The organism is Siccirubricoccus sp. G192 (genome assembly GCF_019084075.1).
Lineage (GTDB): Bacteria > Pseudomonadota > Alphaproteobacteria > Acetobacterales > Acetobacteraceae > G192.
This window is the reverse complement of the sequence record NZ_JAHREN010000001.1, coordinates 415,803-436,380: the sequence shown is the minus strand read 5'-3', so window position 1 is coordinate 436,380 and position 20,578 is coordinate 415,803. Positions and strand designations below refer to the sequence as shown.

At 71.4% G+C, this 20,578-nt stretch carries 17 protein-coding genes and 2 pseudogenes; 7 read left to right on the top strand and 12 right to left on the bottom strand.

The genetic code is table 11. The features are described from left to right. Position 1: 1 nt before the first annotated feature. Positions 2-2,311, bottom strand: a complete 2,310-nt coding sequence (locus tag KSF81_RS02020; RefSeq protein WP_254453318.1) for a NosR/NirI family protein — start codon at positions 2,309-2,311, stop codon at positions 2-4. 324 nt (positions 2,312-2,635) lie between these two features. Here KSF81_RS02020 and KSF81_RS02015 point away from each other — a divergent pair, with 324 nt between their 5' ends. Together KSF81_RS02015 and KSF81_RS02010 are read left to right on the top strand one after the other, a co-directional pair. Next, the gene (locus tag KSF81_RS02015) at positions 2,636-3,409 is read left to right on the top strand and encodes a ferritin family protein (RefSeq protein ID WP_217377518.1); all 774 of its coding nucleotides are present in this window, start codon (positions 2,636-2,638) and stop codon (positions 3,407-3,409) included. A gap of 156 nt (positions 3,410-3,565) precedes the next feature. Further along, on the top strand, positions 3,566-4,552 hold the full coding sequence (locus KSF81_RS02010; RefSeq protein WP_217377517.1) for a tripartite tricarboxylate transporter substrate binding protein: 987 nt from the start codon (positions 3,566-3,568) through the stop codon (positions 4,550-4,552). An 86-nt stretch (positions 4,553-4,638) separates the two neighbouring features. On the opposite strand, the gene KSF81_RS02005 is transcribed toward KSF81_RS02010, so the two are convergent. The 11 genes and pseudogenes from KSF81_RS02005 to KSF81_RS01955 form a co-directional block, all read right to left on the bottom strand. Beyond that, positions 4,639-5,115 carry a VOC family protein gene (locus KSF81_RS02005; RefSeq protein WP_217377516.1) on the bottom strand — a complete coding sequence of 159 codons (477 nt, stop codon included), beginning with the start codon at positions 5,113-5,115 and terminating at the stop codon, positions 4,639-4,641. 59 nt (positions 5,116-5,174) lie between these two features. Next, positions 5,175-7,004: a glycosyltransferase gene (locus KSF81_RS02000; RefSeq protein ID WP_217377515.1), complete on the bottom strand. Its 1,830-nt coding sequence runs from the start codon at positions 7,002-7,004 to the stop codon at positions 5,175-5,177. A gap of 226 nt (positions 7,005-7,230) precedes the next feature. Beyond that, a pseudogene (locus KSF81_RS31810) lies at positions 7,231-7,641 on the bottom strand (glycosyltransferase); the annotation flags it as partial. 706 nt (positions 7,642-8,347) lie between these two features. Further along, on the bottom strand, positions 8,348-9,337 hold the full coding sequence (locus KSF81_RS01990; protein WP_254453813.1) for a kinase: 990 nt from the start codon (positions 9,335-9,337) through the stop codon (positions 8,348-8,350). Then, positions 9,337-10,275 (bottom strand): NAD-dependent epimerase/dehydratase family protein, encoded by a 939-nt coding sequence (locus KSF81_RS01985; RefSeq protein WP_217377512.1) that lies wholly within the window; start codon positions 10,273-10,275, stop codon positions 9,337-9,339. Before KSF81_RS01985 ends, KSF81_RS01990 begins: the two co-directional genes overlap by 1 nt. Continuing rightward, on the bottom strand, positions 10,262-11,212 hold the full coding sequence (locus tag KSF81_RS01980) for an NAD(P)-dependent oxidoreductase (RefSeq protein ID WP_217377511.1): 951 nt from the start codon (positions 11,210-11,212) through the stop codon (positions 10,262-10,264). Before KSF81_RS01980 ends, KSF81_RS01985 begins: the two co-directional genes overlap by 14 nt. Continuing rightward, positions 11,209-12,501 carry a class I SAM-dependent methyltransferase gene (locus KSF81_RS01975; RefSeq protein ID WP_217377510.1) on the bottom strand — a complete coding sequence of 431 codons (1,293 nt, stop codon included), beginning with the start codon at positions 12,499-12,501 and terminating at the stop codon, positions 11,209-11,211. Before KSF81_RS01975 ends, KSF81_RS01980 begins: the two co-directional genes overlap by 4 nt. Then, positions 12,494-13,426, bottom strand: coding sequence for an NAD(P)-dependent oxidoreductase (locus tag KSF81_RS01970; RefSeq protein ID WP_254453317.1), 933 nt, complete (start codon positions 13,424-13,426; stop codon positions 12,494-12,496). Before KSF81_RS01970 ends, KSF81_RS01975 begins: the two co-directional genes overlap by 8 nt. Before the next feature lie 123 nt (positions 13,427-13,549). Further along, positions 13,550-14,779, bottom strand: coding sequence for a hypothetical protein (locus KSF81_RS01965; protein ID WP_217377508.1), 1,230 nt, complete (start codon positions 14,777-14,779; stop codon positions 13,550-13,552). Continuing rightward, entirely contained in the window at positions 14,776-15,969 is a 1,194-nt protein-coding gene (locus tag KSF81_RS01960; protein ID WP_217377507.1) for an HAD-IIIA family hydrolase, read from the bottom strand. Before KSF81_RS01960 ends, KSF81_RS01965 begins: the two co-directional genes overlap by 4 nt. 5 nt (positions 15,970-15,974) lie before the next feature. Beyond that, positions 15,975-16,553: an SIS domain-containing protein gene (locus KSF81_RS01955; RefSeq protein ID WP_217377506.1), complete on the bottom strand. Its 579-nt coding sequence runs from the start codon at positions 16,551-16,553 to the stop codon at positions 15,975-15,977. Positions 16,554-16,862: 309 nt separating this feature from the next. Here KSF81_RS01955 and KSF81_RS01950 point away from each other — a divergent pair. The 5 genes and pseudogenes from KSF81_RS01950 to KSF81_RS01930 all read left to right on the top strand — a co-directional run. After that, positions 16,863-17,363: pseudogene (locus KSF81_RS01950) on the top strand (winged helix-turn-helix domain-containing protein); the annotation flags it as partial. Between the two features lie 63 nt (positions 17,364-17,426). Further along, positions 17,427-17,852, top strand: coding sequence for an IS66-like element accessory protein TnpA (gene tnpA / locus KSF81_RS01945; protein WP_217377504.1), 426 nt, complete (start codon positions 17,427-17,429; stop codon positions 17,850-17,852). After that, complete coding sequence (gene tnpB, locus KSF81_RS01940; RefSeq protein ID WP_217377503.1) at positions 17,849-18,205, top strand: IS66 family insertion sequence element accessory protein TnpB; 357 nt, start codon at positions 17,849-17,851, stop codon at positions 18,203-18,205. The genes tnpA and tnpB overlap by 4 nt, the downstream gene beginning before the upstream one ends. A 13-nt stretch (positions 18,206-18,218) precedes the next feature. Next, complete coding sequence (gene tnpC / locus KSF81_RS01935) at positions 18,219-19,814, top strand: IS66 family transposase (protein ID WP_217377502.1); 1,596 nt, start codon at positions 18,219-18,221, stop codon at positions 19,812-19,814. Positions 19,815-19,862: 48 nt separating this feature from the next. Next, positions 19,863-20,360, top strand: a complete 498-nt coding sequence (locus tag KSF81_RS01930) for an IS630 family transposase (RefSeq protein ID WP_256444295.1) — start codon at positions 19,863-19,865, stop codon at positions 20,358-20,360. The last annotated feature ends 218 nt before the right edge of the window (positions 20,361-20,578 follow it).

Below are 20,578 nucleotides of genomic sequence, written 5' to 3'. Positions count from 1 at the left end.
TTCATGGCCCGGGCGTCGCGGCCGGCGCATCGGCTGCTGGCTTCCCGGTCCGGGTGATGGTGGTCTTCGGCCCCTTGCCGCCGGGCAGGGGCACCGCGCTCATCGCGACCTGCCTCTCCCGCTTCAACCGCAACTGGATGTTGTGCGGGCAGCGGTCCTCGGCGCGGTAGAGTTCCTGGCAGTGCATGCAGTAGATGCACTCGTTCGGGTTGATGTTCCCCTCGGGATGGATGCTCTGCACCGGGCATTCGCGGGCGCAGCGCTGGCAGGGGCTGCCGCATTCCTGCCAGCGCTTCAGCCATTCGAAGGTGCGCATCCGCCCCGGGATCGCCAGCGCCGCGCCGAGCGGGCAGAGATAGCGGCAGAAGAAGCGCTCGACGAAGAGCCCCGCCGCGAGCAGCCCCACGGCATAGAGCGTGAAGGGCCATTCGCGCATGAATTTCAGGATGATGGCGGTCTTGAAGGGCTCCACCTCGGCCAATTGCTCGGCCAGCGCGATGGAGTGCAGCGAGACGCCGAAGAGCCCGAGGAACACGATGTACTTGACCGGCCAGAGCCGCTCATGCAGGCCCCAGGGCATGGTGATCTGCGGCACGCGCAGCTTCTGCGCCACCGTGGCCAGCAATTCCTGCAGGGCGCCGAAGGGGCAGAGCCAGCCGCAGAAGACGCCGCGCCCCCAGAAGATCAGCGCCGCCGCGACGCCCGCCCAGAGGATGAAGATCAGCGGCGCGTTCAGGAAGAAGTCCCAGCTGAAGCCGGTGACGAGCGAATTGGTGAAGGTCAGCACATTCACCACGGAAAGCTGCGCGCCCGCGTACCAGCCGAGCCAGACCAGGGTCCAGAGCAGGAAGCCGCGCCGCACCCAGCGATAGAGCGCCGGCCGCCGCACCAATTGGTCCTGGAAGAAGAAGATCCCGGTCAGGATCAGCAGCGCCACCGCGGTGATGCCGATATCCCAGCTCTTGGACCACCAGATCCGCTGCCACAGCGGCACCTCCAGCGGGCCCTCGCTGGCCGTCTCCGCGCCGGCGCCCGGCGGTGGCGCGGCCGGGGCGGCGGCGGCCGGCGCCACGGCGGGGGTGGGGCGGCTGAGATAGGACTCGGGCAGGCGGTAGCTGAGCTCGAAGCTCAGGAAGGCCTTCTCCCGGGCGCCGATCGCACGCTGCACCAGCAGTTGCAGTTGCCAGGGCTCGGTGGGATCGAGGTCGAAGCCCTCCGGCACCGTGAACAGCGCGATCTCGGGCAGGCGCGGCGCGCCATCGGCGGCGATATCGCCGAGCCGCACATGGTCGTGGTCGCGGAAGCGCAGCGTGCGCCCGTCCTGGATCAGCTCGATCCGGTCAAAGATGCCGCCGCGGACATAGCCGGAGCCCTTGAAGGAATAGATGCCCTCGCCCGCCACCAGGATGGCGCCCTGCCCCGGGCGCAGGCGGCCGGTGAGCTGCTCGTAGCCGGCATCGCCCAGCAGGCTGCGGCCGATGGTCGGCACGCTGACCAGCGCGGCATAGAGGTCGATGAAGGTCTCGTCCGGGTCGCCCGGCTCCGGCGCGTCGGCGGCGGCCTGGTTGCCGCTGCGGGCAAAGGCTTCGTTCACCTCACCGATCGAGAGATGCAGGCGGCGCACCGAGCCGTCGCCGAGCAGGCTCTCCCAGTCCCGGATCTCGCCCGGACCGGGTGCGAGGGTCGCCGGCGCCGGGGCTGCCGCGCCGGTCGCTGCCGCCGCCGCCGCCGGCGCGGTGCCGAGCCGCCCCGCGCGCAGCAGCCGCACCGTGGAGCGCACCACGCTGTCGGCCATCACCAGCACGGTGACGGTGGCGCCGCTCACGATGTCGGTCTGGGGCGGCCGCGCCTCGCCCCGCGCGACGGGCGCCATGGCGGTGCCGACCAGGCGGTTCATGGAATCCACGATCCGCCGTTCCGGGATGCCGATCAGCACGATCGGCTCCTTGTGGTCCACCAGGCGGATGCCGCGGATCACGCCTTCCGTATCGGCCGCGACCAGCATGTGGATGGGCTTGCCGGAATAGCCCGTGGCATCGGTGACATCGGCATTCAGCCAGACATGGCCGAGCAGCCGGTCGCCCGCATAGGCCGGGGCGAGGGGCGGCTCGCCCTGCGGCGCGCCGAGCCGGTCGGCGCCGGGGAAGATCTCGGCCGGGGTGACGCGCGGCAGGAATTCGGCAAGGCGGGACGCGGCGGCGGGCAGGGCGCAGGCCGACCACAGCAGCGCGGCCAGCAGCAGAACCAGGCACCAGGGCATGACGGCGTGCCGCAATCTTCCCTGCCGGGCGACGAGCCGCGTGTTTCCCAAGAATCCTTCCCCCGCTTCTGGCAACGGTGGGGCTCTCTACGCCCCAGCCTCCGCACCGACGTTGATCTTCCGCAAATTGCGCCGACTTGAATGCCGGTAGAATGCTTCCATGCGGCCACTGATCCGCCGCCGCCGCAAGGGAATGAACGCCGCTCGCGATGTCGCGTTCCGCTGCCGGTTGCTACCGCAGGAGGAGAAACAGGGCAATGTCACTGCTGCGGAGCGAGCCGGCCGAGCCGTTGCGCACGCTCGACGAGTTCTTCGCCATCGCGCAACTACTCGAACAAGGAGGCCGCGGCGCGATACACGCAGCTCGCGGCCGAGATGCGGGCGCTGGACCTGCCGGAGGTGGCGGCGGTCTTCGAGCACCTGGCCGCGGAGGAGCGCGGCCATGCCGACCAGGTGGAGGGCTGGGCCCGTTCCGCAACCGGCGCCCCGCCCGATTCCGCCTGGCTCCGCTGGCAGCCGCCCGAGACCTTCGACGAGGAGGCGGCGCGCGCCATGGGCTCCTCGAACCTGGCTTCGGCCTATCGCGCGCTCTCCATGGCGGTGCGCAACGAGGAGCGCGCCTTCGCCCTCTGGACCTATATCGCGGCCCAGGCCGAGGACCCGGCCATCCAGGCGGCGGCCGAGCGCATGGCGGGGGAGGAGCTTCGCCACGCTGCCCTGTTCCGCCGCGAACGCCGCCGCGCCTTCCATGCCGAGCGCCAGGCCATGATGGCGGAGGAACGGCGCCCGCGGCTGCCCCCGGCGGAGGAAGCGGCGCGGGCTGAAAGGGCCCTGGCCCCGCTCCTTGCCGCGCTGGCCGAGGCCGAGCCGGCGGCGGACCGGGCCGCGGAGCTCCGCCGCCTGGCCATGGCGGCGGCAGCCACGGCTGCCGAGGCGCCGGCCCCCGATGCGGAGACCGGGCCGGTGCCCGGCAGCGAGGCGCCGGCCGACCTGGCCGGGGCGCTGCGCCTCGCCGAGCGGGCGGTGGAGGCCTATCTCGACGCCGCCGACGCGGCGCGGGAGGAGGAGGCGCTGCGGCACCTGCAATCGCTCGCGGAACAGGCGATCGCCCGCATCGCGCTGCTGCGGCAGATGGCCGGGAGGGGCTAGCGGCCCGGTCGCCCGGAGGCGCAGCCGAGGGGCGTGAACCGGCCCGCAGGAGACAAGCCAGCGCCAAGCCGGCAGGCTGCACCGCCCGGGTCCATGCGCTTCCCCTGGCAATTGCGGCGCCGCATACTCGCCTGGCGCCCCTGCCGGAGGTTGGCCATGAGAACCACGCGCCGCACCCTGCTCTCCACCGCCGCCTTGCTGCCGGCCGCGGCCCGTGCGCAACCGGCCGCCGCGCCGCCGGCCTGGTCGCCCGACCGGCCCGTCACCTTCCTCGGCCCCTATGCCGCGGGCGGGTCCTTCGACCTGACGCAGCGCGCCCTGGCGCGCGGGATGGAGCCGGTGCTGGGCCAGCCGGTCGCGGTGCTGAACCGCCCCGGCGCCGGCGGGACCATCATGCTGGGCGAGCTGGCGCGAAGCCGGCCGGATGGCCAGACCATCGGCCTGCTCAGCGTCAATACCAATGCCGTGGCGCCGCAGTTGCAGGACCTGGCCTTCGACCCGGTGCAGGACTTCACGCCCTTCCTGGCCTATGGCTCCTTCATCACCTTCGTCGTCGTGCGCCGCGACGCGCCCTTCGGCGGGCTCCGGGACATGATGCAATTCGCGCGGCGGGAGCCCGGCAGGCTCTCGATCGGTGTCGCCTCCATCGGCGCGAACTCGCATCTCAACATGGCCCGGCTGACGGCGCAGGAGGAGGTGGAGGTGATCTTCGTGCCCTTCACCGGCGGCGCCCCCGCCAGCACCGCGCTGCTCGGCGGCCATATCCATTGCGCCGTCGTCTCCGGCGAGATCCTGCCCAGCGTGCGGGATGGCTCGCTGCGCATCCTGGCGGTGCTGAACGACCGCCGCGCGCCGGAATTCCCTGACGTGCCGACCTTGCTCGACCTCGGCTATGGCTGGGCCTCGCGGCCCTGGCTGGCGGTGGGAGGGCCGAAGGGGCTGCCGGCGCCGGTGGTGGCCCGGCATGTGGATGCCATGGACCAGGCGATGCGGACCGAGCATTTCACCAAGGTGATGAGCGACCTCGCCATCCTGCCCATGCGCCTGCCGCCCGAGGAAACCGCCGCCATGATGGCCGAGAGCCTGGCGGAACACGAGCGCATCGCCCGTTCCATCCGCATCGGCCGCTTCGCCCCGCGCTAGATCAGCCCGCCTGCGTCCGATCCCGTGGTCGAAATCTGGCACCTGGTGCCATCCGCCACGTGAGTGGCAGCGCAGGTGCAGCTGCGTCATCCGGCGGCCGCACGCTCCAGGGCGGCAACATCCAGCTTAACCATCTCCGTCATGGCGGCGAAGACGCGGCCCGAGACTGCCGGGTCCGGGTCGGCGAGGAGACGTGGCAGTATCTCGGGTACGATTTGCCAAGGCACGCCCCATCTGTCGCGTAGCCAGCCGCACATGATTTCCGACCCGCCATCGGCGGTGAGCGCCGTCCACAGCCGATCTACCTCCGCCTGGTCGGAGCACTCTACCGAGATCGAGGCGGCAGTTCCGTAACTGGCTGGCGCGCCGCCGTTCAACGCCTGGAAGCTCTGCCCGCCGAGAGTGAAGGTCACCAGGATCACGTCGCCCGCTTCCCCGCCAGGCCAAATTCCTGGCGAGCGCAGGATGTGCTTGAGGCTGGAGCCGGGCACGAGAGAGACATAGAAGCGGACGGCCATCTCCGCATCTTTCCCGAACCAGAGGCAGGTGCTGACTTTCGACATCGCGACGTCTCCTCTCCATCCGAGGTTCACTTCGCATCAGGCCGGCCGGTGGCGGCGCGTCAGGGCGTGCTCCAGGACCACCAGTGCTGCTCGTAGCGGTTGTCGTTGAAGGCCTCGTAGGTCGGCCGCGCCGCCAGGCCGAAGACCTCGCGGTGCCGCTCCGCCAGGTCCTGCGAGGCGCGCAGCCGCTGCCAGACCTCCCAGCCGAGATTGGCCCCCTTCGGCCAGGCGCCGGCCGGCGGCACGAAGAGATCGAGCGAGCGCAGCAGCCCGAGCGCCGCCGCGGTCTCCCGTGGTGCCTGCTGCAGCCAGGTGGGCGCGTCCGGGCGGGTCGCGAGGTAGCGGGCCAGCGCATCCGCCAGGTCGAAATCGGTGCTGATATGGCCGCAATAGGATTTGCGGTAGCTGAGCGAGGCGCGCAGCAGCGCGATCGCCTCCTCCGCCGGGCGGTGGTCGAAGGCGTAGCGCATGCCGGCCAGGCTGCGCCACAGGTACCAGGCGCGCAGATCCTCGATCTCCGCCCGCGGATGCTGGGTGGTGCGCTCCTCCGGGTAGTTGTTGAAGACGCCGAGCATGCGCGGCACATGCACCGAGCGGATGCGCGGCATGACCCGGTTCTTGAATTCGGTGTCGCCGGCGGCGCGGTAGCTCTCGTCGTAATAGCCGAAGCGGTCGTGCAGCGAGCGCCGATAGAGCCCGCCGACCCAGGAGAGGTAGCAGGTCTCCAGATAGACCAGGTCCTGGAAATAGCCGCGGCGGTCATAGGGCATGATATCGGCATCGAAGACGCCCTGCCGGTCCACGCTGGTCACCACGCTGTCCGCCATGGCCCAGTCCACCGCCGGGTCGGCATCCAGTGCCGCCGCCAATTGCCGCAGCGCGTCCGGGTGCAGCCCCTCATCGGCGCCGAGGAAGGCGAGGTAGGGCGCGCGGGCCAGCTTGATGCCGCGGTTCCAGGCCGCCTGGATGGTCTCCCGCTCCGCCGAGCGGGCGAAGACGATGGGAAGCTGCTGCCGCGCCAGGAAGGCCTCGAAGGCGCCGTGCTCATCCGCCGGGGAGTTGCTGTCCACCAGCACCACCTCCAGCTCGCCGCGCTGCGCCATGGTTTGCTGCGCCAGCATGGCGAGCAGGGTCGGCAGCTTGTCGGCGGCATTGTAGAGCGAGGCGATCACCGCCACCCGAGGCGCCGCATCGCCGCGCCGGTCGTCCAGCACCGCCAGCGGCAGGTCCGGCTTGCGGCGGTTCCGCTCATAGGCGTCGCGCATCAGGTCGAGGCAGCGCGCCTCCGCCTCGGCCTCCGCTCCTGGCCCCTTGCCGAACATCGCCTCGGCCGCCGCCGCCTCCCGCGGGAAGCCATTGGCGCGGAGCGTGGCGGTGACGAAGGGCAGCTCGCCGCGCCGGTCGCCGCCCAGCCAGCGCATGGTGCGCAGCCCATAGGTGGCGGCGATCAGGTCGTTGCCGCGCCGCCGCTCCAGCCGGCCCATCTCGCGGAACAGGGTGACGCGGTCCACCAGCCGCCCCGGCACCGCATCCGAGAGGAATCGCAGCTTCTCGGCCACCTCCCGGGAGGTGCGCTCGGGCGCCTCCTGGATATAGCGGCGGAACTGCGCCAGGCCGCGCGCGCGGTCGATCTGCGTGAAGCTGCGCGGCGAGAGTTCTGCATGCCGCTGCACCATGTCCTTCGCCGCCACCCGGAGGCCGGGGCTCCGCAACCCCTGGCGGCCGGCCTGCAAGGCCAGCGTCGCGCCCTCCCGCGCCAACTGCGCGCCGGCCCGCACCGGCCGCGGCAGCCGGCGCCAGTTGCGCCGCACCGCATCGGTCAGGACGAGCTGCCGGGTCTGCCGCAGCGCCGCCCCGACCGTGCCCCGGAGGGGGGGCCAGGGTGGCATGGCGGATGGCGCCGAGGCGCGAGGGTGCATCCGGCACGGTGGCGCGGGCAAAAAGCGTCGCCATTTCCACCGCCAGGTGCCGGGCGCCGACATCGCTGCCGCCCGCCGGTTCATAGATCCCCTGGAGCGTCGCCGCGTCCGGCTGCAGCGCGGCGCGGGCGACGGCCTCGGCCAGCGCCTCCCGGTGGCCGTCATAGTCGCGGAGCACGGCGGCGACCGCGCTGGCCGCGCTGCGGCTGCAATCCACCTCGATCCTCAGCCAGTCGAGCGAGGGCAGCCGCCGGCGCAGCCATTGCGCCACCCCGGCGCGGGAGGAGATCATCACCGGGCAGCCCTGCCGCAGCGCCTCCAGCGCCGTCAGGTTGAAGGTGTCGTGGCGGGAGGGCAGCAGGACCAGGCTGCGGGCGGCAAACAGCGCCTCCACCTTGGCCCGCGCCAGGCTGCCCGGCATCTCGGGCGCGAGGCCGCGCAGCCGCGCCATGCCGGCGAGCACCGCGTCCGAGCCGAGGCCGATCCGGTTCCTGCCATCCGGCCCCGCCAGCAGCAGCCGCCGGTAGGAGGCGGGGTCGAGGCACCAGGCGATGTCGAGGAAGAGGTCGGGACCTTTCCACTTCTCCCGCCGGCCGACGAAGACCAGGTCCGGCGTATCCCCCCCCCGGCGCGCCCTGGCCCGGCGGCGGCGGTGCCATGCCGACCAGGCAGAGCGGGTCCAGCCGGTTCACCGCCAGAGGCGCGTAGCGGCGCCAATGCGCGGCATAGTCGTCGCTGATGGCGTAGCGGGCATCGGCGGCGCGGAATTGCAGGTGTTCCCGCACCCGCAGCTCCGCCAGCAGGCGCCCGTCATCCAGCCCGGTCGGCCAATTGCCCTGGAATGCGGAGGAGAGCGTGCCGTGCAGCGCCAGCGCCAGGATGCCGATGCCGATCCCCTCCTCCAGGAAGGCGGGGCGCACGAAATGGCCGACCGGCCGGTAGTCCGGCACATCCACCACGTCAAAATCGAGGCCCGGCATATGCCGCGCCACCGCGGCGGCGAGGTTGCGGCAGGCGACATAGTCGTCGAGGAAGGGGCGATGGGCCTCGGCCACCAGCGCCGCCTCGCCGCGCCAGGCCGGGCGATAGGGGATGGCCACGGCATTGGCCGGGCGCGGCGCACCCGCCGGCTCGATGTCGCGGAAATAGTGGAAGGTGTCGCGCGGGCGCTGGGCGATGATCCGCTGATAGGCCGATTGCCCGCCGCCGACATGGTGGAACAGGTCGAAATCGAGCAGCAGGATGCGTTGCCCGCCACCGGGGGCGGCGAGGCCCGCGCGGAGGGTTTGGGTTTCCAGGATGCCGTGCATGGCTCAGCCGGTCAGGATGGTGGAGCCGATGGTGTCGAGCCCCACGGGGATGATGGCGGTGGCGCGCAGGCCCTCCCGGAAGGCTTCCTGCCGCGCCGGCGGCACCAGCATCAGCAGGAAGCCGCCCGAGCCCGCGCCGCAGAGCTTGCCGCCCAGCGCGCCGGCGGCGCGCGCCGCCGCGTAGAGCGCATCGATCTCCGGGCTGCTGACCTTGGAGGAGAGGCGCTTCTTGGTCTCCCACCCCTCATGCAGCATGGCGCCGAGTTCCGTCAGCATGCGGTCGGGGTCGCCGCCTTCCAGCACGTCCACGGCCTGGTCGGTCAGGGTGAGCAGATGCGAGAGGTCGCGGTCCGCCGCGCCGCTGCGGGTATTGCTCATCTGCTCGTCGAGCGTCGCCGAGGCGAAGCGCGTCACCCCGGTATAGAGCAGGAACAGCGAGGAGGTGAGCGCCGCCAGGCAGGGCGCCGTCATCTGCACCGGGGTGATGCGGGTGCGCTCGCCCTCGAAGTCGAAGCGGTTCAGCCCGCCGAAGGCGGCGTGGTACTGGTCCTGCACGCCGACATTCTCATGCAGCAATTCGCGCTCCACGAAGACCGCCTGGCGGGCGAGGTCCAGCTTGGTGATCTGCCGCCGCTGCAGGGTGCAGACCAGGTTGAGGAAGCCGACCGTGAAGGAGGAGGAACTGCCGAGGCCGCTGCGGGCCGGCAGGTCCGCCATGATGGAGAGGTCGAGCGGCTCCTGCACCTCATAGTGGCGGACGACGTTCCGCACCACCGGATGCTGCACCTGTTCGATGTCGCCGACCGTCTCGATCCGCGAATAGCTGATGCGGTAGCGGTAATCCAGGATGGAGGCGAGGCGGAGCGCCGAGATGTAGACATACTTGTCGATCGCCATGCCGAGCACGGCGCCGCGCGCCCGGCGGAAATACTCCGGGTAGTCGGTGCCGCCACCGAAGAAGCTGACGCGCAGCGGCGTGCGCGAGACGATCATCAAGCTCGTGGTTCTCCCGTGATTCCGGCAGCCAGCGCCCGCCGCACCCCTTCCTCCAGCCCGACCTGCGGCCGCCAGCCGGTGGCGGCCAGGAACCGCCCGGAATCCAGGCTCTTGTAGCCGGCGCCCTGGAAGCTGCCCGGCGGATGCACGATGCGCGCCGGCCAGTCCAGGGCCCGCAGGATCGCGCCGGCGCATTCTCCGATGGTCACCGGCGCATTGGGGGTCACATTCAGGATGGTGTCGCTGAAAGCCTGGTCGGCGGCGATCACCGCCTCGATCTGGTCCGACACATAGAGCAGGTCCCGCACCGTGTCCGGGCTGCCCCAGACCTCGAATTCGGTGGCGCCGGCCGATTGGAGGGCGGCGGCGCGGGCGATCAGCGCCGCCATGAAATGGCTGCGATGCGCCTCGGTATGGGCATGCGGGCCATAGACCGTGGCCAGGATGCAATGGAGCCAGCGCAGCCCGTATTGCGCGCCATAGGTCTCGCTGCCGATCGCCAGCATCTCCTTGGCCAGCGCATAGCCTCTGACCGAGGGATGCGGCGGGCCGCTGCGGAAGGCGGCCTCGGGCAGCGGCCTCGGCGATTCCGGATAGACGCAGGAACTGCCGAGCGAGAGCAGCTTTGCCCCCGGCTGGTGTCGGCGCCAGGCTTCCAGCACGTTCAGGTGGATGCGGGCATTGTCGTGCAGCAGCTCGCCCTGCATCTCGTACTGGATGGCGCCGGTGCGCTGCTTGGTGATGGCATGCAGGATGCGCCCGGCCTTCGGCGCGGCGCGGAAGGCGGCCTCCACCACGGCGGGGTCGGTGAAGTCCCCGGCGGCGCGGCCGACGGGATGCACCGGCCAGCCCCGCGCCCGCCAGTAGTCCAGGAAATTGCGACCGAGGAAGCCATCGGTGCCGAGGATGATGGTCGGCTGCTCAGCGTAGGGCATCGCGATACCAGTCCAGCGTCCGCCGCAGGCCCGCCTCCAGCCCCTGGAAGGGTGGCAGGCCGGGCAGCAATTGCCGCAGCCGGGCCGCCGTGGCGCGGCGGACCTTCACCCCGGCATTGGCACCGGGCGGCGGCGGGTTGGTCCGCACCGGGCGCTCCCGGCCGGCGGCGCGCATGGCGGCATGGGCGAGGTCGATGACCCGCGTCGTCTCCCCGGCCGCGCAATTCACCGCCGCCTGCACGCCCTGCAAGGTCAGGGACTCGACGAAGGTCGCGGCGATGTCGCCGGCGAAGAGGAAATCGCGCTCCGCCTCCGGGTCGCCGCGCACCTCGAATTCCGGCGCATCCCCGAGCGCGCGGAGGAGGAAGGCGGTGGCGACATGCGCCTCCGCCTCGTCCAGCGTGTCGAAGGGGCCATAGGGGTTGGTGAGGCGGAAGCTGATGGTGTTCACCCCGGCGCGGCGGTGCCAGAGCTCGGCCGCGATCTCGCCCCAGCGCTTGGACCAGGCATAGGCGGCCTCGCCCTCATGCGGCCAGGCATTGAGGTCGAGCGGCAGCGCATCGTCCTGCACCGCCCAGCCAGCCGGATAGACGGCGGCGCTGCTGGCGGCGCGGATCTCGGTGATGCCGCGCTCCAGCGCGAAGCGGTAGACGAGGTCGGTCAGGCCGAGATTGGCCGAGAGGATCTCCGCCTGCTGCTTCCCGAAGCGGGAGGCGAAATAGCGGAAGGCGGCGACATGGATGATCGCCGTGCGCGCCGGCAGGGCGGGCAGCGAGGCGAGGTCGGCTGCCGCCACCACGCGGTCGCAGCCCGGCACCGCGCGGCCGGAGGCATTCACCCCGACCAGCAGCTCGGCCCTGCCGCGCAGCGCCTCGGCGATGTTGCGGCCGATGAAGCCGCTGGCGCCGAAGAGGATGACGGCGTCGGGCAGGCTCATCGTGCCGCGCCGGCCGTCCCGCTGGCGCCGATCACCTGCACCTTGGGGATCGGCACGATGAATTCGCCGCCCGAGGCCAGCCAGTCCGCCTCCTTCTTCAGGAATTCCTCGATGAAATTCCAGGCGAGCACGAGATAGGCATCCGGCCGCTGGCCTTCCTCGGCCTCGATCGGGATGCGCACGCCAGGGACGGCGAGCCCGATCTTCAGCGGGTTCTTCTCGACCGCCTTCTGCACCAGGTCGGGGCCGATGCCGAAGCTGTTCAGCAGGGTGGTGCCCTTGGCCGGGGCGCCATAGGCCCAGACGCTGCGGCCGCGCGCGCGGTAGTCCTGCAGCAGCGCCAGCAGCCGGTCGCGCAGCGCCAGCACGTTCCGGGCGAAGGCCCGGTAGGTGGCGATCTCGCCGAAGCCCTTGCGGGCCTCCTCCGCCTGCATCCGCCGCACGCTCTCGCCGACCGGGCGCGCGCCGCGCCGCGCCACATGCGCCTCGATCGAGCCGCCATGGATATCGACGAGGTCGGCCTCGAAGATCTCCAGCCCGTGGCGTTCCAGCAGCGCGCTGAGCGACCGCAGCGTGTAGTAGCAGAGATGCTCGTGATAGACTTGGTCGAAGGCGGTGTTCTCCACCATGCCGCCGAGATAGATCGCCTGCACCACGAAGACGCCATCCTCGGCCAGCAGCGCCTCGATCCCGCGCACGACGCTGTGCAGCTCCTCCAGGTGGAAGAACACGCCGGCGGCGGTGACGGCCTTGGCGGGGCCGTGTTCCTTCAGGATGTCGCGGGCGCAGTCCTCGTTGAAGAAGCGGTGCCAGGTGGGGATGCCGGAATCCTGCGCGATCCGCGCGACATTGCCGGCCGCCTCCACGCCGAGCACGCGGCAGCCGAAGGGCGCGTACTGCTTCAGCCAGGTGCCGTCGTTGCTGCCGATATCCACCACCAGGTCGGCGGGGCCGAGCCCATAGGCCGTCGCCATCCGCCGGCTGGTCGCGGCGAAATGCGCGGGCAGCGTCGTGGTGGTGCCGGAGACATAGGGGTAGTCGGTGAACATCGACTCCTTCGGGATGGTATGGTCGATCTGCACCATGGTGCAGTCCCGGCAGAAGCCGACGCGCAACGGGTAATGCGGCTCCAGGCCCGGCGCCAGGTCGGGGCGCACCAGGCGGTTGCAGTGCGGCTGGTCGCCGAGGTCGATCACCAGCTCCACCTGGCGGGCGCCGCAGCAGCGGCAGGCCATGTCCAGCAGCCGGCCGGGCGGCGGCACGTTCATGGGCGATGCGGGCTCAGACATTGCTGAAGCGCCCGTTCCGCAGCATGCGGTAGCCCTTGATGAGCTCCCGGATGCCGGCATCCAGCCCGTGGTCGGGCCGCCAGCCCGTGCGTTCCAGCTTCTCGTTGCTGACGATGTAGTCGCGCTTGTCCGGATCCTCGCCCACCGGCGCCTCCAGGTACATGAAGCCGGGCACCTGCCGCGCGATGCGCTCGCAGAGCTGCAGCTTCGAGAGGTTCGCCTCGGAGAGGCCGACATTGAAGGGCTCGCCCCGCATCGCCTCGTAATTGTCGAGGGCATGGAGGAAGGCCTTCACCACGTCCCGCACATGGATGAAGTTGCGGCGGAAATGCGCCTCGAACAGCACCACGGCCTTGTCGTGCACGGCGCGCCAGGTGAAGTCGTTCACCAGCAGGTCGAGCCGCATGCGCGGCGCCATGCCGAAGACCGTCGCCAGCCGCAGCGTGATGCCGCGGCCGCTGTCCAGCACCGCCTTCTCCGCCTCGACCTTGGTGGTGCCATAGAGCGACACCGGGCGGAGCGGGCTTTCCTCGGTGCAGAAGGCATTCGCGTCGCCGACGCCATAGCCGCTGTTGGTGGTGGGGTAGATCACCCGCTGGCCGTTCGAGAGCCGCTTCGTGATATCCACCACCGCGTCGCGGTTCAGGGTCGTGGCGCCGATCTGGTCGCGGGCGCAGAGCGGCGCGCCGACCAGCGCGGCCAGCGGGATCACCACATCAGCCGCTGCCAGCAGCGGCTCCACCACGCGCATGTCGCGGGTGTCGCCGCGCACCGTCTCGAAATTCGGGTCGGCGCAGCATTGCGCCAGGAAGGCATCACCGGCGGCGAAGGTGTCCAGCACCGTCACCTGATGCCCGGCGCCCAGCAGCGCCGGGACCAGCATGGAGCCGATATACCCGGCCCCGCCCGTCACCAGTATCCGCATCAGCCTCACTCGATATGAAATTTGGGGCCCGTCCGGAGCCATTCTCGGCGGCTTCATAGGGGGCTTGCCTGGCCCCGGCAAGCACCGCCGCCTCCCTGGAACAAGCCAAGGAATGGATTTGGATCACCGTATCGTGAACAGCAGGGCGTCCAGCAGGGCCTCCGGCGAATGCCGGCGCCGCCATTCCGGCGCCGCCGCGCGCAGCGCCGCGGTGAGGCCGGGCAGGGCGGCCAGCGCGCGCTCCACCGCCGCCGCGAAATCGGCGGGGCCGTGGAACACCACCTCCGGCACCGGCCCCGCCGCCGCCTCCATCCAGCAGCCGGCGGGCACCACCGCCGGCACCCCCAGCGCCCGCGCTTCCGCCAGGATGCCGCTGCTGCGCGGCCCATAGGCGGCGGCGTCATAGGGCAGCAGCAGCAGGTCCGCATCGGCGAGCAGCGCCTGATAGGCCGCCGGGTCCAGCCCATGCTCCAGCAGCGCGAGGTCGGGTCCCGCCAGGCCGCGCAGCGCCCGCTGCGCCTGCTGCACCAGCGGGTCCGCCGCCGCATCCACCGGGCCGGAATGGAGGGTGAAGCGCGCCCGCCCACGCAGCGCCGCCACCAGCGGCGGCAGCAGCGCATAGCCCTTCTCCGCCCGCGCGCCGCCGGCGAAGACCAGATGCGGCGGGCGGTGCGGCGGGTGCTGCGGCACCGGCGGCACCACCACCGGCAGCGGCGCCACGCGCACCGGCAGGCCGGCCAGCGGCGCATGCAGCGCGGCCAGTTCCTCGGTATCGGCCAGCAGGCGGAGCCGGCTGCCGAACCGCGCGGCCAGCCCGCGCAGCACCGCGCCGACCGGCTCCGGGCCGGGGTCGTCCCGGTCCATCTCCCCAGGCGTCCGCCGCAGCACCACACAGAGCGCGGCGAGCGGCAGCGTGGCCGGCAGCCCGGTCAGATTGGCGGCGGAGACGCTGTGCAGCAGCACCAGGTCGCGGCCATCCGCATCGCCGAGCGCGGCGGCCAGCTCCGCCCCGAAACCATCCGGGGCCGCGCCCCGCCGCAGGTGCCGGCGGAACGCCCGCAGCGGCGGCGCCACCTGGGCGGCGAGCGGCGCCGGCAGCCGGGCCGCCGCGGCAAACAGGGCGCGCCGCAGCCCACCGCCGCCGCCGCTGGTCTGGTAGCGGGTGCCGAAGGCCGCGCGGCAGGGCACCGCGCCGCCCGCCACCTGGCCGTGGAAGTCCCGCCCGGCCAGGATCAGGGCGGGAATGCCGCGCGCCTGCGCCGCCTCCGCCACCGCCTGGGAATAGCCGAGATGATGGCCGATCGGGCCGGACAGCCCGGGATCGGCGATGACCAGCCGGGCCCCTGGACTCACCCGGCCAGCACCCGGTCCACGAAAGCCGCCAGGTCGCCGCCGGTGAAATGATGGCCCGGGATGCCGGCGGCCCGGGCGGCGGCCAGGTCGCTCTCCTTGTCGCCGATCAGGAAGGAGCGCGTCCGGTCGGTCGGCCAGGCTTCCAGCAGGTCCAGGATCATGCCCGGCTCCGGCTTCCGCCGCCGGCAGATGCGGCGGTATTCGGGCAGCGTCGCCTCCGGGTGGTGCGGGCAATGCTCGAAGGCATCGACATGCGCGCCGGCCTCGGCCAGCCGCGCCGCCATCCAGCGATGCAGCACGCCGACCTGGGCCTCGGCATAGTAGCCGCGCCCGACGCCGGCCTGGTTGGTGACGACGAAGACATGGTAGCCGGCATCGTTCAGCCGCTTCACCGCCGCCGCCGCGCCGGGCACCCAGCGCACCAGGGCGGGGTCGTGCGGATAGCCGGTATCCTCGATCAGCACGCCGTCGCGGTCCAGGAAGGCGGCCGGGCGGTGGCCCATGGCGGGGATCTCGGCCTGCGCCCGCTCCAGATCCTCGGGGATGCCGATATCGATGAAGGGCGCGTCATAGAGCGCGCCGCGCAGCCGCCCGGCCGCGGCCAGGCGGGGGAAGACCTCGGCTTCCAGGGAGACCGCGCCCTCGCCGATCCAGTCCGTGATGCCGCGGTCGAGCAGGTAGATGCCACCATTGATCGGCCCGCCGCGCTCCGGGCTGCGGGCGGCGAAGCCCGTGACCCGGCCATCCGCCGCCAGTTCCACCGTGCCGTAGCGCCCGCCCGGCGCGGTGCGGCGGAGCGCGAGCGTGGCCAGCGCATCCCCGGCCCGCAGCGGCAGGTCGCACAGGTTGATGGCAAACAGCGTGTCGCCGTTCAGCAGCAGGAAGCGCGGGTCCAGCCGTTCCGCGAAGAGCCGCAGCGCGCCGGCGGTGCCGAGCGGCTCCGGCTCCGCCACCACCTCCAGCGCCGCGCCGCGGACGGTGCGGCCATGGTAGCGTTCGCGGATCTGCTCGGCCTTGTAGCCGGCCAGCAGCAGGATGCGGCTGAAGCCGAAGCGCGCCACCTCCTCGATCTGCCAGTCCAGGAAGGGGCGCCCAGCCACCGGCGCCAGCGGCTTCGGCAGCGTCTCGGTCAGCAGGCCGAGCCGGGTGCCGCGGCCGCCGACCAGCAGCGCCGCCTGGGTGACGGGCACGGCTGTCAGCCCCCGGCTTCCACCACGGCGTCTTCCACGGCGGCGCAGAAGCAGTGGTAGAGGCAGAGATGCACCTGCTGGATCGCCGGGGTGGAGGTGCTGGGCACCGCCAGCAGGTGGTCGCAGAGCGGCGCCATCCGGCCGCCGCCCTGGCCGGTGAGGCCGATGGTCACCATGCCCCGCGCCCGCGCCGCCTCCAGCGCCAGCACGACATTCGGCGAATTGCCGGAAGTCGAGAGGCCGAGCAGCACGCCGCCCGGCTCGGCATAGGCTTCCACCTGACGGCTGAAGACGGTCTCGAAGCTGTAGTCGTTGCTCCAGGCGGTGAGCACCGCCGGGTTGGAGCTGAGGCAGATGGCCCGGAGCGCCCGGCGTTCCCGCAGGAAGCGGCCGACCATCTCGCCCACGATATGCTGCGCATCGGCGGCCGAGCCGCCATTGCCGCAGACCAGCAGCGGCCGCCCCGCCGCCAGCGCCCCGGCGGTGGCCCGCACCGCGGCCTCCATGGCGGCATCGAGGCCGAGCCCGCGGGTTGCGGCGAGCAGCGCCTCGGCCTCCGAAAGCCAGGCATCAAGCGCGATCATGCAAGGATTTCCTGTTCCCTTGGCGGCACCCTTTAGGGGCTGGAGGGCGTGGCGCCAAGCGGGGGCGCCAGGCCGGGGTGCCCGCCGCCGATGGAGACGGGTTTACGTGGCGGCGGCCGCGCCCTATCAGCTGCCGAATGGCGGGCGCGGCATCAGCTTTTCATCCCGTCGGGCTTCATCCCGAAGCATGTCTATCTGCGACTTGGCTGCCGTGGCCGGAGTTCAATCGCCGGCGTGCATTCTGCCCCTCAGTTATTGATCCGGTTTGGGTGCTCTTGAGGGCAAGTAGGATCGGCCCAGATGGGCGGCATGAAGCATGTGGACATGCGCAAGCTGCCGGCGGCGGCGCAAGAGGAACGCCGGCGACAGGTGATCGGGCTACGCCAAGCTGGCCAGACCTATGATGCCATTGCGGCGCAGGTGGGGCTGAGCCCGACCGGGGTATTCGACATCGTCAAGCGCTACGCTGAGCGGGGCGCGGCCGGGCTGCAGACTGGTCCGCGCGGGCCGGAGCCGGGGCATGGACGGTTCCTTGGCGCCGAGGAGGAGTTGGAGGCCCAGGTCCTGATCCAGCGCCACACACCTGACGAGTTGGGCCTGCCGTTTGCGCTCTGGAGCCGAGCCGCGGTGCGGGAGTTGATCTGGCAGCGCTTCGGGGTGCGGCTGGCGGTGCGCACCATGGGCACCTACCTGGCGCGCTGGGGCTTCACCGCCCAGAAGCCGCTGCGACGGGCCTACGAGCAGGACCCGGCAGCGGTGCGGCGCTGGCTGCGGCACGATTACCCGGCGATTGCCGCCCGGGCCAAAGCGTAAGCGCGGCGTCGAGGCCCGTCTTCCTGCGGGGTGGGTAGATGTGCTGGTTCGGCGTGGAGCATGGGGCTTCGGGCCGACATTATGGTCGACATTAACGATGACGCGAAGGACGGCGGCTATCGGCGTGTAGAGGTTCTGACCGGGCCTGGCCGACGGCGGAAGTGGTCTGAGGACGACAAGGCGCGGATCGTGGCGGAGACGCTGCGGCCGGGCACGGTGGTGGCCGATGTGGCGCGACGCTGGCAGGTCAGTTCGCAGCAGGTGTTCACGTGGCGTCGGGAGATGCGGCGCGCGGCGGTGGCGCCGCTGAGCTTCGTGCCGGTCGTGGCGGAGACGCCGGTGCGTGCGCCCGAGGCGGCTCTGCCATTGCCTGCGCCACCATCAATCGAGGTGGGGGTGGCCGGCGCGGTTCTGCGCGTCACGCCCGGCACTGACGTCGACCTGCTGACGGCGGTGTTGCGGGCCATTCGAGCGTCAGCGGCATGATCGCGCCGCCCGCCGGGGCGCGGATCCTGCTGGCCACCAAGCCGGTCGACTTCCGCAAGGGCGCGCACAGCTTGGCCGCGCTCGCCGTCGAGGTGCTGGGCGCCGATCCCTTTACGGGCGCGGTGCTGGTGTTCCGGTCGCGGCGCGCCGACCGGATCAAGATCCTGCTTTGGGACGGCAGCGGCCTGGTCCTCGTCTGGAAGCAACTGGAGGCCTCCACGTTCCGCTGGCCGGTGATCGTGGACGGCGTGGTCCGCCTGACGCCGGTGGAGTTCGCCGCGCTGTTCGACGGCATTGATTGGCGACGCGTCCAGGCCACGCGGGAGATTCCCACGCCGAGCGTCCCTGCATAGAATCGGCGGCACGATGCGCGCCGCGGATGACGACACGCCGAGCCTGCCGGAGGATGCTGCGACGCTGCGCGCGCTGCTGATCGAGACGCTGGCGAGGTGCGACACGCTCAGCACCGAGCTTGGGAGCATTACCGCCGAGCGTGATGCACTGGCGAGCCAGAATGAGCGCCTGCAGCACCTGCTGCTGAAGCTCAAGCGCCGTCAGTTCGGCACGAAGTCCGAGCGTCTCCCGGAGGAGCAGTTGCTGTTCGCGTTCGAGGAGATCGAGGCGACGCTGGCTGGCAACGCGGCCGAGGCGGGCAAGCGGTCTCCGACGCTGCGCGATAACCAGACCAAGCGTCGCCGCGAGGGCCGCGGCGGCCTGCCGGCGCATCTGCCACGGGTCGAGCAGGTGCTGGCGCCGGAGGCGACGACCTGCCCCTGCTGCCAGGGCCCGCTGGTCGAGATCGGCAGCGACACCGCCAGGCGGCTGGACGTGATCCCCGCCCAGTTCCGCGTCGTCGTGACGAAGCGGCCGAAGCTGGCGTGTCGCGCCTGCCCCGGCGTGGTCATGCAGGAGCCCGCGCCGGCCCGCCTGATTGAGGGGGGCATGCCGACCGAGGCAACGGTCGCGCATGTGCTGGTCTCCCGCTACGCCGACCACCTGCCGCTTTATCGCCAGTCGCAGATCCTGGCGCGGCAGGGGATCGAGATCGGCCGCGAGGTGCTCGCCGACTGGGCCGGCACGGGTGCGACGGAGATCGTCCCCGTGGTCCGGCGGATGCGCGAGATCCTGCTCGGCTCGTTGCGGCTGTTCGCCGACGAGACCACCATGCCGGTCCTCGACCCAGGGCGCGGTCAGACGAAGAAGGGCTATGCCTGGGCAATCGCCCGCGATAACCGGCCCTGGGGCGGCACCGATCCACCGGCGGTGGTGTTCCACTACGCGCCGGGCCGCGGCGCCGAGCATGCAAAAGCACTGCTGGCCGGCTACCAGGGCATCCTACAATGCGACGGCTACGGTGCGTACAAAACGCTGGCCGCGGCGGATGGCGGCATCACGCTGGCATTCTGCTGGAGCCATGTGCGGCGGGAATTCATCGAACTGGCGAGGGGCAAGACCGCGCCGATCGCCCAGGAGACGTTGAAGCGCATCGCTGCCCTCTACGCGGTCGAGACGGAGCTGCGCGGCAAGCCACCTGACCTCCGTCGAGTGGGCCGGCAGGAACAGAGCCGTCCCCTCGTCGAGGCGCTGTTCGCCTGGCTCTCGGAGCAACTGGCACGCCTGCCCGGCGGCAGCCCCACCGCGGGGGCCATCCGCTACGCGCTGAACCATCGCGACGGCTTGGTGCGGTTCCTGGATGACGGCAGGATCGAGCTCGACAACAACACCGTGGAACGCGCCATTCGGCCGATCTGTCTCAGCCGAAAGAACGCGTTATTCGCCTCCGGCGACGATGGCGGGGCAAGATGGGCGGCCGTGGCCTCCCTGGTCGAGACCTGCAAGCTGAACGGCGTCGACCCGCAGCGCTACTTCACTGACGTGCTGACCCGCCTCGTGAACGGCTGGCCCAACGGCCGCATCGACGAGCTCATGCCGTGGTGCTGGGCGCCCAACCACAACGGCTGACCGTCAAACGCGAGCCACACGGGCCTCGTCGCCGCGCTTACGACCGGACTGCGCTCCGACGACGTGCGCGGCCGTTCCTACGCCCCGCGGGGCCGGACACCGCTGGTGCGGGTCTGCCACAAGAGGGCCGGGCTGAGCCTGATCTCGGCGGTGGCCAACAGGGGCGAGCTGCGCTGGATGGTGGTGGACGGCGCGGTGAACGCCCCAACCCTCATCCGCTTCCTCGGCCGCCTGGTCCGGGACAGCCGGCGCAAGGTCTTCCTGATCCTGGACCGGCTCAAGGTGCACCGCGCCCGCCTGACCCGGGACTGGCTCGCCGAGCACCGGTCAGAAATCGAGGCCCATTACCTGCCGTCCTACAGCCCTGAGCTGAACCCGGACGAGGGCGTGAACGCCGACCTCAAGCAGGCGGCCCCCCGCAGGGCCCCGGCGCGCAGCAAGCAGCAGCTGAAGCGGGCGGCGGTCAGCCACATGCGCAGCCTCGCCAGGAGGCCGCAGCGGATCCGCGCCATCTTTCAGCACCCACAGTTCCGATACGCCGCATAGTCAAGACAATGAGGGCCGGATCAATAAGGTCTGCACTGAGAGCTCTAAGGCCCGCATTTCGGCCCTTGCCGAGTGCAGCTGTTGTTGGAGCGTCGCGTTCACCGATTCGGCTTGGTCGCGCGCTTTGATCAGTTTTTGCAATGGCGGCAGGCGTCTCGCCGCCCCTCGCAAGATAGACTGGATCATACTTTGCCCTATCCCCAATCACATGCCAGGAC